At 60.3% G+C, this 15,533-nt stretch carries 12 protein-coding genes; 5 read left to right on the forward strand and 7 right to left on the reverse strand.

The genetic code is table 11. The features are described 5' to 3' along the window. Window positions 1–4: 4 nt before the first annotated feature. Window positions 5–823, forward strand: coding sequence for a posphoenolpyruvate synthetase regulatory kinase/phosphorylase PpsR (gene ppsR, locus AC1ROI_RS17915; RefSeq protein ID WP_077748193.1), 819 nt, complete (start codon window positions 5–7; stop codon window positions 821–823). Window positions 824–946: 123 nt separating this feature from the next. Here ppsR and AC1ROI_RS17920 read toward each other — a convergent pair whose 3' ends face one another. Next, window positions 947–2,356, reverse strand: coding sequence for an aminotransferase-like domain-containing protein (locus AC1ROI_RS17920; RefSeq protein WP_102594104.1), 1,410 nt, complete (start codon window positions 2,354–2,356; stop codon window positions 947–949). 136 nt (window positions 2,357–2,492) lie between these two features. On the opposite strand from AC1ROI_RS17920, the gene AC1ROI_RS17925 reads away from it, so the two are divergent. Next, entirely contained in the window at window positions 2,493–3,380 is an 888-nt protein-coding gene (locus tag AC1ROI_RS17925; RefSeq protein WP_172962147.1) for a DMT family transporter, read from the forward strand. 106 nt (window positions 3,381–3,486) lie between these two features. Here AC1ROI_RS17925 and prpD read toward each other — a convergent pair whose 3' ends face one another. The 6 genes from prpD to AC1ROI_RS17955 all read right to left on the reverse strand — a co-directional run bounded on the left by prpD (window position 3,487) and on the right by AC1ROI_RS17955 (window position 12,082). Continuing rightward, the gene (gene prpD, locus AC1ROI_RS17930; RefSeq protein ID WP_102594103.1) at window positions 3,487–4,971 is read right to left on the reverse strand and encodes a 2-methylcitrate dehydratase; all 1,485 of its coding nucleotides are present in this window, start codon (window positions 4,969–4,971) and stop codon (window positions 3,487–3,489) included. Between the two features lie 175 nt (window positions 4,972–5,146). Next, a complete protein-coding gene (prpF, locus tag AC1ROI_RS17935) occupies window positions 5,147–6,337 on the reverse strand; it encodes a 2-methylaconitate cis-trans isomerase PrpF (protein ID WP_010456542.1) in 1,191 nt (396 codons plus the stop codon). A 54-nt stretch (window positions 6,338–6,391) separates the two neighbouring features. After that, window positions 6,392–8,989 (reverse strand): Fe/S-dependent 2-methylisocitrate dehydratase AcnD, encoded by a 2,598-nt coding sequence (gene acnD, locus AC1ROI_RS17940; protein WP_010456544.1) that lies wholly within the window; start codon window positions 8,987–8,989, stop codon window positions 6,392–6,394. Window positions 8,990–9,192: 203 nt separating this feature from the next. Then, complete coding sequence (gene prpC, locus AC1ROI_RS17945; RefSeq protein ID WP_102595490.1) at window positions 9,193–10,320, reverse strand: bifunctional 2-methylcitrate synthase/citrate synthase; 1,128 nt, start codon at window positions 10,318–10,320, stop codon at window positions 9,193–9,195. Window positions 10,321–10,472: 152 nt separating this feature from the next. Next, entirely contained in the window at window positions 10,473–11,363 is an 891-nt protein-coding gene (gene prpB / locus AC1ROI_RS17950; protein WP_010456549.1) for a methylisocitrate lyase, read from the reverse strand. Continuing rightward, a complete protein-coding gene (locus AC1ROI_RS17955; RefSeq protein WP_010456551.1) occupies window positions 11,360–12,082 on the reverse strand; it encodes a GntR family transcriptional regulator in 723 nt (240 codons plus the stop codon). The genes prpB and AC1ROI_RS17955 overlap by 4 nt, the downstream gene beginning before the upstream one ends. A 299-nt stretch (window positions 12,083–12,381) precedes the next feature. On the opposite strand from AC1ROI_RS17955, the gene rloA reads away from it, so the two are divergent. The 3 genes from rloA to AC1ROI_RS17970 are packed head-to-tail and all read left to right on the forward strand — an operon-like array spanning window position 12,382 to window position 15,445. Beyond that, window positions 12,382–12,918: a retropepsin-like aspartic peptidase RloA gene (gene rloA / locus AC1ROI_RS17960; protein WP_010456553.1), complete on the forward strand. Its 537-nt coding sequence runs from the start codon at window positions 12,382–12,384 to the stop codon at window positions 12,916–12,918. Between the two features lie 5 nt (window positions 12,919–12,923). Beyond that, the gene (gene rloB / locus AC1ROI_RS17965) at window positions 12,924–14,459 is read left to right on the forward strand and encodes an osmotic stress tolerance membrane protein RloB (protein WP_010456555.1); all 1,536 of its coding nucleotides are present in this window, start codon (window positions 12,924–12,926) and stop codon (window positions 14,457–14,459) included. Further along, window positions 14,459–15,445, forward strand: a complete 987-nt coding sequence (locus AC1ROI_RS17970; protein ID WP_010456557.1) for an alpha-L-glutamate ligase-like protein — start codon at window positions 14,459–14,461, stop codon at window positions 15,443–15,445. The genes rloB and AC1ROI_RS17970 overlap by 1 nt, the downstream gene beginning before the upstream one ends. The last annotated feature ends 88 nt before the right edge of the window (window positions 15,446–15,533 follow it).

Here is a 15,533-nt window from a genome sequence, read left to right on the forward strand (position 1 = left end):
GCAAATGAAACGATCTGCTTTCTTTATTTCCGACGGCACCGGCATCACAGCCGAAACCCTCGGCCAAAGCCTCCTGGCGCAGTTCGAAAACATTACCTTCAGCAAATTCACGCGTCCGTACATCGACAACGTGGATAAAGCGCGGGCCATGGTACAACAAATCAACAAAGCCGCCGAAACCGACGGTTTCCGGCCGATTATCTTTGACACCATCGTCAATCAGGACATCCGTGAGATCCTCGCCACGTCCAATGGTTTCATGATCGACATTTTCTCGACCTTCCTGGCGCCGCTTGAACAGGAACTGACCGAGCATTCTTCCTACACCGTCGGCAAATCCCACTCCATCGGCACCAACTCCAATTACATGGAGCGGATCGAGGCGGTGAACTTCGCCCTCGACAATGACGACGGCGCGCGCACGCATTATTACGACAAGGCCGACCTCATCCTAGTGGGCGTGTCGCGTTGTGGTAAGACACCGACGTGCCTGTACATGGCGATGCAATTCGGCATCCGCGCGGCCAACTACCCGCTGACCGAAGACGACATGGAACGCCTGCAACTGCCCACCGCCCTGCGCGCCCACCAGCACAAGCTGTTCGGCCTGACCATCGACCCGGATCGTCTCACCGCGATCCGCAACGAGCGCAAGCCCAACAGCCGCTATTCGAGCTACGCCCAGTGCGAGTTTGAAGTGCGCGAGGTGGAGAACCTGTTCCGCCGGGAGAACATTCCGAACATCAATTCCACGCATTTTTCGGTGGAAGAGATTTCGGCGAAAATCCTGGTGGAGAAAGGGGTGGAGCGGCGGTTCAAATAGTTCTGCGGCGCCCGTTATAGCGCTTTCGCGAGCAGGCTCGCTCCCACAGTTGATCTCCAGTGGACACAAAGTTTGTGTACGACAGAGATCCACTGTGGGAGCGAGCCTGCTCGCGAAAAACGATTACACGGTCTCCGCCAATGCCCTCGCCAATGCTTCAAACCCCTGCAGCAACAACCGATCATCCCCCGCTGAATGACACACACTCGCCCGAATGAATTGCGGCACTGCGGCATGCCCGACCGCAAACGCTTCCGCGGTGGCCACCAGGTAATTGTTCTGCTTGAGCTCCGCCGCAATCTGCGATGCTCGCCACGGCTCGGGCACTTCGATCCAGAAGTGTGGGCTGTGGGGATGAGTCTTGTACCCGACCTCTTCTAACATTGGGCTGACCAAACGCTTGCGGCGACTGATTTCAGCAATCTGCTGCCCCAGCAACTGCTCGGCGATACCGTTTTCGATCCACGCCGTCGCCAGCTCCATCGACAGCGGACTCGCCATCCAGCACGTCCCGCGCACCGCCGCGCTCAAACGTCCGATCAACGGTTGCGGCGCATGCAGATAACCCGCCCGTAAACCCGCCGAAACCGCTTTGCTCAGACTGCCGATCAACACCGAACGCTCCGGGGCAAAGTGGCTCAAGGGCAACGGACGCTGCTGCGCGAGCACGGCGTGGGCTTCGTCCTCGATGATCAGCAGATTATGTTGGCGACAGACCTCGGCAATCGCCTCACGTCGTGGGACGGACATCACCGCCGCCGTAGGATTCTGGAGGGTCGGCGTGCAGTACACCGCCGATACCCGATGATGCTGGCAAACCTCCGACAAAGACTCGGGCAACAATCCTTCGTCATCCATCCCGACACCGATCAGCTTGATGCCGAGCATGCGGGCGACACTGATCAGCCCGGGGTAAGTCAACTGCTCGGTGACCAGAGTGTCGCCGGGCTTGAGCAGCGCCATCAACACGCAGAGCAAGCCGTGCTGGCCGCCATTGACGCAAATAACCTGCTCGGCGCTCGGTACGAAGGCCTGATGCCGCAGCCAATGGGCACCTGCCGCACGATGGCGCGGTAACCCGGCATCGGCCGTATAACCGCTAAGCAGTTGCAAGGTGTATGGATCGCTGGCCAAGGCCTGCAGGCTTTGACTCAGAAAAGCGCCTTCCTGCCCCGGAATCGGCTGATTCCGACTCATATCGAAGTAAGGCTGTGGGTCGTCGCTGACATTGCGAAAGCCGCCATCCCGCACCCGCTCCATCCCGCGCTGACGCACATAGGTGCCATCTCCTACACGAGCCACGACCAACCCTACCCGTTCCAGTTCGCCATAGGCACGGCTGATGGTGCCGATGGTCACTCCCAGGCTGTCCGCTAACAGACGATGGGGTGGCAGCTTGCTGCCGGGTTCGATCAAACCTTCGCCGATACTCTTTTCCAGGGCTTCGGCGAGGCGCTTGTACTTCACGCCGCGCCCCTGAGCCAGGCCTTCGCGCAAGATTGACACGGTGGCAATACTTACTTTGACAGTCATTTTCATCCCGAATAGCGTGCTGAAAACAGGTTCAATCAGGGATAGACCTATTTGGTAACCGGGTCAATTTCGACGACGAAGGAGCACGATCATGTCCACGGCCCTCAGCGCCTTTTCCAGTATCCGAAAACCGTGGCTGGCCGGAGGGGTCACCAGCGTGCTGTTCCTGATCGTTTGCCTGAGTTGGGGCACGACGTGGCTGGGCATCAAGATTGCCGTCGAAAGTGTGCCCCCGCTGACCGCCGCCGGGCTGCGTTTTCTGATTGCCTTTCCGCTGTTTTTGAGCTTCGCCCTGCTGCGTCGCGAGCCGCTGCTGTTTCCCCGGCAAAGCCGCTGGTTTTTCGTGTTCGTCACCCTGTCGTATTTCAGCCTGCCGTATTACTTGCTCAACTATGGCGAGATGCACGTGTCGTCCGGCCTGACCGCGCTGCTGTTCAGCTGCATGCCGGTGTTCATCCTGCTGTTTTCCGCCGTGTTTCTGCGGCAGAAAATTTACCCTTCGCAAGTGATTGGCATCGCCATCGGTTTTGGCAGTCTGTTCATGATTATCCGCAGCCAGGGGCTGCACCTGGACCATGCCGAATTGTTCGGGGTACTGGCGATTCTGGCGGCGGCGGTCATGCATGCGCTGTGTTACGTCATCACCAAGAAGCAAGGCAGTGCGATCAGTGTGATTACTTACAACACGCTGCCCATCGGCCTGGCCGGTTTGATGCTGTTTGTGGCGGGATTGAGCGTTGAGGCTCCGGTGTTCGAAGACATCACTGCGCGCTCGTGGGGCGCCTTGCTGTATCTGGGACTTGTGGCCTCGGTGGGCGGGTTTATCGTTTACTTTTTGCTGCTCAAACGCTTGAGTCCGATCACTCTGTCGTTCGTGTTTATTATTTTTCCGGTGTTCGCGGTGGTGATTGGCGCGTGGTATGAGGGGCACAGTCTGACCCGGGAATTGATGGGGTATTCGGCGGTGTTGCTGACCGGGTTTGCCATCACCAAATTACCCGTCGAAAAATGGCTCAAGGGTTGACGCCGGCCGCCCCTGCAGGAGCCAAGGCTGCCGGCGAAGGCGTCTTCAAGTACGCCTTCGCCGGCAAGTCGGATCGCCGCACCGCTGTCTTTTGCAGGAATTCGTGTCAGATCACGAACAGGTCGACGAAGCGATTGACCGGGGTTGCCTCCAGCGCAGCCTGATCCTTGCACAACGCAAAAATCTCTGCACTGCGCTGGGCGGTGAAGCGCGTCGCCAGGTTGGCCTTGAACTTGTCCTCCAGCAACGGAATGCCATCGGTGCGGCGACGGCGATGCCCGATCGGATATTCCACCACGACCTTCTCGGTGCTGGAGCCGTCCTTGAAAAACACCTGGATCGCGTTGGCGATGGAACGCTTGTCCGCCTCCAGGTACTCGCGGGTGTACTGCGGGTCTTCGACGATGACCATTTTCTCGCGCAATACATCAATGATCGGGTGCGCCGCGTGGAAACTGTCTTCGTACTGCTCGGCGACCAAATTGCCGAAAGCCAGCGGCACCGCCGTCATGTACTGAATGCAGTGGTCGCGGTCGGCAGCGTTGGCCAGCGGGCCCACCTTGGAAATGATCCGGATCGCCGACTCGTGGGTGGTGATGACGATTTTGTCGATCTCATGCAGACGATTTCTAACCTGTGGATGAAGCGTCACTGCCGCTTCGCAGGCGGTTTGTGCGTGGAATTCAGCGGGGAAACTGATTTTGAACAGCACGTTTTCCATCACGTAGGTGCCGTATGGGCGGGAGAAGCTGAAGGCGCGTTTGTCTTCGGGCTTGAGCGCCAGATCGTTGTTGGTGTGGCTGAACAATACATCGTAAAAGCCCCACTGCTTCGCCGTCAGCACGCCGGGAATGCCCATCTCGCCACGCATCGCCATGTCCGCCAGGCGCACACCGCGACTGGACGCATCGCCCGCCGCCCAGGACTTGCGCGACCCGGCATTCGGCGCATGCCGATACGTGCGCAGCGCCTGGCCGTCGGCGAAGGCGTGGGACAACGCTGACAGCAACTGCTCGCGATTGGCGCCCATGAGTTTGGCGGTGACGGCGGTCGAGGCGACTTTCACCAGGATGACGTGATCGAGCCCTACCCGATTGAAGGAGTTTTCCAGTGCGATCACGCCTTGAATCTCGTGGGCCATGATCATGGCTTCGAGCACTGCGCGAACGGTCAGCGGCGCATCGCCATTGGCCAGGCGCTTTTGCGACAGGTGATCGGCCACTGCGAGAATACCGCCGAGGTTATCGGACGGATGGCCCCATTCGGCGGCGAGCCAGGTGTCGTTGTAGTCGAGCCAGCGCACGATGCAGCCGATGTCCCAGGCCGCCTTGACGGGATCGAGCCGGAATGGGGTGCCTGGCACGCGTGCACCGAACGGGACGATGGTGCCTTCCACGATAGGGCCCAGGTGTTTGGTGCATTCGGGGAAGCGCAGGGCCAGCAGGCCGCAGCCGAGGGTGTCGATCAGGCAGTTGCGGGCAGTGTCGAGCGCTTCCTTGGACTCGATTTTGAAGTTGAGGATGTAATCGGCAATGTCCTGCAGGACGGTGTCGTAGTCGGGGCGGTTGTTCAGGTCGACGTTGGCGCTCATGTTCGATTCACTCTTGAAGTGGTTCGTTGATGGGACCTCGGTTCAGGGATCAATCTCGATGGGTTACAACATTCTTATTGTTGAAATCGGACCTGTAGGAGCCAGGCTTGCCGGCGAAGGCGATCTTGAGGGCGCCTTCGCCGGCAAGCCTGGCTCCTACAGGCGTTAGATGTTGTTAGAAGGAATCACCCGGCACGCGGACGTAACCTTCCATCAACACCCGCGCACTGCGGCTCATGATGGCCTTGTTCACTTTCCATTCACCGTTCACCAGGCTAGCTTCAGCGCCCACCCGCAAGGTGCCGGAAGGATGCCCGAAGCGCACGGCATTGCGTTCGATTCCACCCGCCGCGAGGTTGACCAAGGTGCCGGTAATCGCCGCCGCCGTGCCGATGGCAACGGCCGCCGTGCCCATCATCGCGTGGTGCAATTTACCCATCGACAACGCACGTACCAGCAGGTCGACATCCCCTGCCGCAATGGCTTTGCCGCTGGACGACACGTAGTCCGCCGGCTTTGCCACAAAGGCCACCTTAGGTGTGTGCTGACGCTTGGCCGCTTCGTCCAGGTCCTTGATCAGGCCCATGCGCAACGCGCCATAAGCACGGATCGTCTCGAACATCAGCAGCGCTTTCGGATCGCCATTGATCGCCCCCTGCAACTCGGTGCCGGTGTAGCCAATGTCTTCGGCATTGACGAAAATCGTCGGGATGCCGGCATTGATCATGGTTGCCTTGAAGGTCCCGACGCCGGGCACTTCCAGGTCATCCACCAGATTGCCGGTGGGGAACATCGAACCGCCGCCACCCTCTTCTTCCGCGGCAGGGTCCATGAATTCGACCTGCACTTCAGCGGCGGGAAAGGTCACGCCGTCGAGTTCGAAATCGCCGGTTTCCTGCACTTCACCGTTAGTGATCGGCACGTGGGCGATGATGGTCTTGCCGATATTGGCCTGCCATACGCGCACCACGGCGATGCCGTTCTGCGGAATGCGGCTGGCGTCCACCAAACCATTGCTGATGGCGAACGAACCGACCGCTGCCGACAGGTTGCCGCAATTACCGCTCCAGTCGACGAAAGGCTTGTCGATCGAGACCTGACCGAACAGGTAATCGACGTCGTGATCAGCCTTGGTGCTTTTCGACAGGATCACGGTTTTGCTGGTGCTGGACGTCGCGCCGCCCATACCGTCGATTTGCTTGTCGTAGGGGTCGGGGCTGCCGATCACGCGCAGCAACAAGGCATCGCGCGCCGGGCCGGGAATCTGTGCCGCTTCGGGCAGGTCTTTGAGGCTGAAAAACACGCCTTTGCTAGTGCCGCCGCGCATGTAGGTGGCGGGGATTTTGATCTGAGGTGCGTGAGCCATGATGGTCCTTTTAGGATCGAGCGGGACCGCAGGGTCCCGCCCGAACTCATCGTGTTAAACGGCAACCGCCGATTCTTCGAGGAAGTCCTGAGCGAAACGCTGCAACACGCCGCCGGCCTCGTAGATCGACACTTCTTCAGCGGTGTCGAGGCGGCAGGTCACCGGCACTTCGACGCGTTCGCCGTTCTTGCGGTTGATCACCAGCGTCAGTTCGGCACGCGGCGTGCGCTCACCGATCACGTCGTAGGTTTCGCTGCCGTCGATGGCCAGTGTGTGACGGTCGGTGCCCGGCTTGAACTCCAGCGGCAACACGCCCATGCCCACCAGGTTGGTGCGGTGGATGCGCTCGAAACCTTCAGCGGCAATCGCCTCGACACCCGCCAGACGCACGCCCTTGGCCGCCCAGTCGCGGGACGAACCCTGACCGTAATCGGCACCGGCAATGATGATCAGCGGCTGCTTGCGTTCCATGTAGGTTTCGATGGCTTCCCACATGCGCATCACTTTGCCTTCCGGCTCGACGCGAGCGAGAGAACCCTGCTTGACCTTGCCGTTTTCCTGAACCATTTCATTGAACAGTTTCGGGTTGGCAAAGGTGGCGCGCTGCGCGGTCAGGTGGTCGCCACGGTGAGTCGCGTAAGAGTTGAAGTCCTCTTCCGGCAAGCCCATTTTCGCCAGGTATTCACCCGCCGCGCTGTCCAGCATGATCGCGTTCGACGGCGACAGGTGATCGGTGGTGATGTTATCCGGCAGCACCGCCAATGGGCGCATGCCCTTGAGCGGACGTGCGCCGGCCAACGCGCCTTCCCAGTACGGCGGACGACGGATGTAAGTGCTCATCTCGCGCCAGTCGTACAGCGGCGTGACTTTCGGGCCGGTGTCTTCATGGATGGCGAACATTGGAATGTAGACCTGACGGAACTGCTCCGGTTTGACCGACGCCTTGACCACGGCGTCGATTTCTTCGTCGCTCGGCCAGATGTCTTTCAGGCGGATTTCCTTGCCTTCGGCGTCCAGGCCCAGCACATCTTTTTCGATGTCGAAACGGATGGTCCCGGCGATGGCGTAAGCGACCACCAACGGCGGCGAAGCAAGGAACGCGTTCTTGGCGTACGGGTGAATCCGGCCGTCGAAGTTGCGGTTACCGGAGAGCACGGCGGTGGCGTACAGGTCGCGGTCGATGATCTCTTGCTGGATCACCGGATCCAGCGCGCCGGACATGCCGTTACACGTGGTGCAAGCGAACGCCACGACGCCGAAACCAAGTTGCTCCAGCTCAGTCGTCAGGCCGGCTTCGTCCAGGTACAGCGCCACGGTTTTCGAACCCGGCGCCAGGGACGATTTGACCCACGGCTTGCGGGTCAGGCCGAGCTTGTTGGCGTTGCGCGCCAGCAGGCCGGCGGCAATCACGTTGCGCGGGTTACTGGTGTTGGTGCAGCTGGTGATGGCGGCGATGATCACCGCGCCATCCGGCATCTGGCCAGGAACGTCGTCCCACTGACCGGAGATGCCTTGGGCGGCGAGATCCGAGGTGGCGACGCGGGCGTGCGGGTTGCTCGGGCCGGCCATGTTGCGCACGACGGTGGACAAGTCGAACGTCAGGCCGCGCTCGTATTGCGCGCCTTTCAGGCTGTCAGCCCACAGGCCGGTTTGCTTGGCGTAATTCTCGACCAATTGCACCTGCTCGTCTTCACGGCCGGTGAGTTTGAGGTAGTCGATGGTTTGCTGGTCGATGTAGAACATCGCCGCCGTTGCGCCGTATTCCGGGGCCATGTTGGAGATGGTGGCGCGGTCGCCGAGGGTCAGCGCGGCGGCGCCTTCGCCGAAGAATTCCAGCCATGCGCCGACCACTTTTTGCTTGCGCAGGAACTCGGTCAACGCCAGCACCATGTCAGTGGCAGTGATGCCCGGTTGCAGCTTGCCGGTCAGCTCAACGCCGACGCTTTCCGGCAGACGCATCCACGACGCACGGCCGAGCATCACGCTCTCGGCTTCCAGACCACCGACACCGATGGCGATCACGCCCAGTGCATCGACGTGCGGGGTGTGGCTGTCGGTGCCGACGCAAGTGTCGGGGAACGCCACGCCGTCACGTACCTGGATCACCGGAGACATTTTCTCCAGGTTGATCTGGTGCATGATGCCGTTGCCCGGTGGAATCACATCAACGTTCTTGAAGGCCTTTTTGGTCCAGTTGATGAAGTGGAAACGGTCTTCGTTGCGACGGTCTTCGATGGCGCGATTCTTCTCGAACGCCTCCGGGTCGAAGCCTCCGCGCTCGACGGCCAGGGAATGGTCGACGATCAACTGCGTCGGCACCACCGGGTTCACTTGCGCCGGGTCACCACCTTGCAGGGCGATGGCGTCACGCAGGCCGGCGAGGTCGACCAGCGCGGTCTGGCCGAGGATGTCGTGGCACACCACGCGAGCCGGGAACCACGGGAAGTCGAGGTCGCGTTTGCGCTCGATGAATTGCTTCAGGGATTCGGTGAGCGTGGCCGGGTCGCAGCGACGTACCAGGTTTTCCGCCAGCACGCGTGAGGTGTACGGCAGAGTGTCGTAGGCGCCAGGCTGGATGGCCTCGACAGCCGCGCGGACGTCGAAGTAATCCAGATGGCTGCCAGGCAGCGGTTTACGGAATTCAGTGTTCATCGTCAGGACTCGGTCACGGTAGTTTCAAAAGGTGGGGCCTGGCACAGCACCTGAAATGCACACCATCCACTGTAGGAGTGAGCCTGCTCGCGATAGCGGTCAATCAGTCGACATCCATTTTGAATGTCAGTCCGTCATCGCGAGCAGGCTCGCTCCTACAGGGATCTGCGTAGAGTTCAGATCCCGGTGCCGGCCTTCACCATTCAGCGTTGTTCGATTGGCACGAACTTGCGCTGTTCGACGCCGACATACTCGGCGCTCGGGCGGATGATGCGGTTGTTGGCGCGTTGTTCGAACACGTGCGCCGCCCAGCCGGTCAGGCGCGAGCAAACGAAGATCGGTGTGAACAACTTGGTCGGGATGCCCATGAAGTGGTACGTCGACGCATGGTAGAAGTCGGCGTTCGGGAACAGTTTCTTCTGTTCCCACATGGTCGCGTCGATGGCTTCGGAAACTTGGAACAGCACGGTGTCGCCCACTTCTTCAGCGAGTTTTTTCGACCAGCCCTTGATCACTTCGTTACGCGGATCGTTGTCTTTATAGATCGCGTGGCCGAAGCCCATGATCTTGTCCTTGCGCGCCAGCATGCCGAGGGTGCCCTCGACGGCCTCTTCAGGCGACGAGAAGCGCTCGATCATTTCCATCGCTGCTTCGTTGGCGCCGCCGTGCAGAGGGCCGCGCAACGAACCGATGGCCGCGGTGACGCAGGAATACATGTCCGACAGCGTCGAGGCGCACACCCGTGCGGTGAACGTCGAGGCGTTGAACTCGTGTTCCGCGTAGAGGATCAGCGAAACGTTCATCACTTTGACGTGCAAATCGCTCGGTTTCTTGCCGTGCAGCAAGTGCAGGAAGTGGCCGCCGATGGATTGTTCGTCGCTCACGCAGCTGATGCGCTTGCCGTCATGGCTGAAGCGATACCAGTAGCACATGATCGCCGGGAACGCGGCCAGCAGGCGGTCGGTCACGTCGTGTTGTTCGGAGAAGTCTTTCTCCGGCTCGATGTTGCCCAGGAACGAGCAACCGGTACGCATCACGTCCATCGGGTGGGCGTCGGCAGGAATGCGTTCCAGCACTTCTTTGAGTGCTTGCGGCAGGTCGCGCAGCTTGCCCAGTTTGCTGATGTAAGCGGCGAGTTGTGCCTTGGTCGGCAATTCACCGTAAAGCAGCAGATAAGCCACTTCTTCGAATTGCGCGTCGGCCGCCAGTTCGCGAACGTCGTAGCCGCGATAGGTCAGGCCTGCGCCCGATTGGCCCACGGTGGACAGAGCGGTTTGCCCGGCAACCTGGCCACGGAGCCCGGCGCCACTGAGTACTTTTGCTTCGGCCATTGCTGTCTCCAGTTTTTCTTGAATTTGTCAGGGAAACTTGTAGGAGCGATGCTTGCTCGCGAAAGCGCTGTATCAGACGACATTAATGTGAATGTCAGTGCGTCTTCGTCGGATCGCCGCCCAGAGCAAGCTTCGCTCCTACAGGGCTTTCGTTACTTCTTCGCGGCAAACAACGCATCGAGCTTCTGCTCGAAGGTGTGGTAGTCGATTCGATCGTAAAGCTCCATGCGGGTCTGCATGGTGTCGATCACGTTCTGTTGCGTGCCGTCGCGACGGATTGCGGTGTAGACGTTTTCCGCCGCCTTGTTCATCGCGCGGAAAGCGGACAGCGGGTACAGCACCAGCGACACATCGGCAGCGGCAAGTTGCTCGGTGGTGTACAGCGGCGTCGCGCCGAATTCGGTGATGTTAGCCAGGATCGGCGCTTTCACGCGGTTGGCGAACAGCTTGTACATGTCCAGTTCGGTGATGGCTTCCGGGAAGATCATGTCGGCGCCGGCTTCGATGCAGGCGGCGGCGCGATCCAGCGCGGATTCCAGACCTTCCACTGCCAGGGCGTCGGTGCGAGCCATGATCACGAAGCTGTCATCGGTACGCGCATCGACGGCGGCCTTGATCCGGTCGACCATTTCCTGCAGCGACACGATCTCTTTATTCGGACGGTGACCGCAGCGCTTGGCGCCGACCTGGTCTTCAATATGGATCGCCGCCGCGCCGAACTTGATCATCGACTTGACGGTGCGCGCGACGTTGAACGCCGAGGAACCGAAACCGGTGTCCACGTCCACCAGCAGCGGCAGGTCGCACACGTCGGTAATGCGACGCACGTCGGTCAGCACGTCATCCAGGCCGGTGATGCCCAGGTCCGGCACGCCGAGGGAGCCGGCAGCCACCCCGCCACCCGACAGGTAAATGGCCTTGAAACCGGCGCGCTTGGCCAGCAGCGCGTGGTTGGCGTTGATCGCGCCGACCACTTGCAGCGGATGTTCGCTGGCGACCGCATCGCGGAAACGCTGGCCTGGAGTGCTCTTGTTGGAACTCATGACTCACCTCGTTCAGTGGCTGTCTGGTTAGCGCCGTCCTGGTAGTGACGGGCGATATTGCGTTTGGAGGCGCCGATGTGACGGCGCATCAACAACTCGGCGAGCTCACCGTCACGGTCGGCGATGGCGTCGAGAATTCGGTGGTGCTCGGCAAAGGCCTGGTGCGGGCGATTGGGCGTGGTGGAAAACTGGATGCGGTACATGCGCACCAGTTGGTAGAGCTCGCCGCACAGCATCTGCGTCAGGGTGCGGTTGCCGCTGCCCTGGATGATCCGGTAGTGGAAATCGAAGTCGCCTTCCTGCTGGTAATAGCCAACGCCGGCCTGAAACGCCTCATCGCGCTCGTGGGTTTCGAGGACCCGGCGCAGTTCGTCGATTTCTTCGACGGTCATGCGTTCGGCCGCCAGCCGACAGGCCATGCCTTCGAGGGATTCGCGAATCTCGTAGAGCTCCAGCAGCTCGGCATGGCTAAGCGAAACCACCCGCGCCCCGACGTGCGGTACGCGGACCAGCAGGCGCTGGCCTTCCAGTCGATGGATCGCCTCGCGCAACGGCCCGCGGCTGATGCCGTAGGTGCGCGCCAGCTCCGGCTCGGAGATCTTGCTGCCCGGGGCGATCTCGCCTTTGACGATGGCCGCCTGAATGCGGCGGAAGACGTTTTCGGAAAGCGTCTCCGACTCGTCTTGCGTAACCACCGGGGGATCGAGTTGATCCAGCATATTGTCGACACCTTGAAAGCCAATGCCGCAAAAACTAGCGAAAACAGCCGCAACAGTCAAAGGATAAATAGGTATTGTCGACAATCGTCTAATAACCGACTGCACCACAACAAAGCAGCCCTTCTGTTTATAGCCCCCCGCCAGCGCTGGCGCCATAAACCCACCGTGCTAGAATGCCGCCCGCATTTGTCTGTGACATCTGCACGGCTTGTCATAAATAGTTGATAGGCATACGAGGGAGCTTGCGCAGCGATGCCAGGGCCTTGAATTGAAGTACGGACCGCTGCGCACCAGGATTTATGAGACTCAAGCCCCTCCCGACATTCCTTTATCTTCTTTGCCTGCCCGGTTTCGCCGTGGCGGGGGAAAAGACCGTGTACGGCCTCAACGAGTATGCTTCCCTGGACGGCATCAACCTGGAAGTCGCCGCCAAACTCGACACCGGGGCGAAAACAGCGTCCCTGAGTGCCCGCGACATCAAACGTTTCAAACGCAATGGCGAGTCTTGGGTGCGCTTCTATCTGGCCATCGACGCAGCGCATTCGCACCCCATCGAACGGCCACTGGCCCGCGTCAGCAAGATCAAGCGTCGTGCCGGCGACTACGACCCGGAAGAGGGCAAGAAGTACACCGCCCGTCCGGTGATCGAGCTGGATATCTGCATGGGTTCGGCTTTACGCAGTATCGAAGTGAACCTAACCGACCGTAGCGCCTTCCAATACCCGCTCTTGATCGGCTCCGAAGCGCTGAAACGCTTCGACGCGCTGGTCGACCCCAGTCTTAAATACGCTGCTGGCAAACCCGCCTGCGCCACCGACGCACATACCGCAGAGTAATTCCAATGCGCGCTCTTACCCTCCATCTGAAACTGCTGATCGCCATCCTGGTGGTGCTGGGCATTTCAGTTACGGCCTATCAGATTTTCGTGCTCGGCATTCCCGTGACCGAGGACGCCACCGACGACTTGTGGAACATCGACGCCAAGGTCGAGTTCGTCGCCAGTGCCAAAGACCCGGTCAAGATCCAGATGTTCGTGCCGCCGCTGAGCCGCGACTACGTCAGCCTCAATGAGAGTTTCATTTCCAATAACTACGGCGTCGCCGTAAACCGTGTCGACGGCAACCGCAAGGTGACCTGGTCGGCGCGCCGGGCCAAGGGCAATCAGACCCTTTATTACCGCCTGGTGCTGACCAAGCGCTACACCGGCGAAAAATCCAAGGTCAAGGGCCCGACCTTCCGCGACAGCATCGCCGTCGAAGGTGCGGAAAAAATCGCCGCCGAAGCCCTGCTCGCGCCGATCCGACAACACTCGGCCGACGTCGAAACCTTCATCGGCGAAGCCATCAAGCGTGTCAACAATCTCAACGATGACAACGTGAAGCTGTTGCTGGGCGGCGATCCTTCCCCCGGGCACAAGGCGAAAATCGTCGAGTTGGTCCTGTCCATCGCCCACGTGCCGGTGGAAAAGGTCCACACCATCCGTCTGGTGGCCGATCAGCCGCAAACGCCGGAACTCTGGCTGCGCAGCTTCAACGGCACCGACTGGCTGTACTTCAACCCGGAAACCGGCGAACAAGGCCTGCCGTCCGACCGCCTGCAGTGGTGGACCGGCGACGAAAGCCTGATCACCGTCGATGGCGGCAAGAAAGCCAACGTGACGTTCAGCCTGAACAACAGCGAAATGAACGCGATTCGACTGGCCAAGCTGACCGACGAAAACACCGACGCCAACTTCCTCGAATACTCGCTGTACGGTTTGCCCCTGCAAACCCAGCAGACCTTCATGATCATGGTGATGATCCCGATCGGCGTGCTGGTGATCCTGATCCTGCGCAACCTGATCGGCCTGCAGACCCTCGGCACCTTTACCCCGGTGCTGATCGCCCTCGCCTTCCGCGAAACCCAGCTTGGCTTCGGCATCGTGCTGTTTACGGTCATCACGGCGCTCGGGCTGTCACTGCGCTCCTACCTTGAACACTTGAAGTTGCAGATGCTGCCGAGGCTGTCGGTGGTGCTGACCTTCGTGGTGGTGCTGATCGCGGCGATCAGCCTGTTCAGCCATAAACTCGGCCTGGAACGCGGGCTGTCGGTGGCGCTGTTCCCGATGGTGATTCTGACCATGACCATCGAACGCCTGTCGATTACCTGGGAAGAACGCGGTTCCGGGCATGCGATGAAAGTGGCGATCGGTACGCTGTTTGCCGCCTCCCTGGCGCACCTGATCATGAGCGTGCCGGAGCTGGTGTACTTCGTGTTCACCTTCCCGGCGATCCTGCTGATCCTGGTGGGTTTCATGCTGGCGATGGGGCGTTATCGCGGTTACCGCCTGACTGAACTGGTGCGCTTCAAGGCTTTCCTCAAGAAGGCTGACTCTTGATGTTCGGCTTCTGGAAGACCTGGAAGGCCCTGGAAGCCCGGGGCATCATGGGGATCAATCGGCGTAACGCGGACTACGTGCTCAAGTACAACAAGCGCAGCCTGTACCCGATTGTCGATGACAAGATCATCACCAAGGAACGCGCGATCGCCGCCGGCATTCATGTGCCGGAACTGTACGGCGTGATCTCCACCGAGAAGGAAATCGATAACCTCGACAAGATCATCGGCGGGCGCACCGACTTCGTGATCAAACCGGCCCAGGGCGCGGGCGGCGACGGCATCATTGTGGTTGCCGACCGTTTCGAGGGCCGCTATCGCACGGTGTCCGGCAAGATCATCAGTCATGAGGAGATCGAGCACCATGTCTCCAGCATCCTCACCGGCCTGTATTCCCTGGGCGGTCACCGTGACCGCGCACTGATCGAATACCGCGTGATCCCGGACCAGATCTTCAAAAGCATCAGCTACGAAGGCGTCCCGGACATTCGCATCATCGTGTTGATGGGCTATCCGGTGATGGCGATGTTGCGCCTGCCGACGCGCCAGTCCGGCGGCAAGGCCAACCTGCACCAGGGCGCCATCGGCGTCGGCGTCGATCTCGCCACCGGGCAGACGCTGCGCGGCACCTGGCTGAACAACATCATCACCAAACATCCGGACACCACCAACGCGGTGGACGGCGTGCAACTGCCCTACTGGGACGGTTTCATGAAACTCGCTGCCGGCTGTTATGAGCTGTGCGGGCTGGGCTACATCGGTGTCGACATGGTGCTCGACCAGGAAAAAGGCCCGCTGATTCTTGAGCTCAATGCCCGGCCCGGGCTAAACATCCAGATTGCCAACGATTGCGGCCTGACGCTGCGCACCCATGCGGTTGAAGCGCGGCTGGAAGAGCTGAAAGCGCGCGGGGTTGTTGAGTCGGTTCAGGAGCGGGTCGAGTTTGTTCAGGAGATGTTTGGACATATTCCTGCCGTCGAAGGCTGATCCGAAACCGAGTCGCTGCCTTCGCGGGCAAGCCTCGCTCCTACAGATCTAGCGTCGTTCACATTCTCGGCGAACGGCACAAACCCGT

Source organism: Pseudomonas sp. GW823-FHT02C02 (assembly GCF_058797635.1).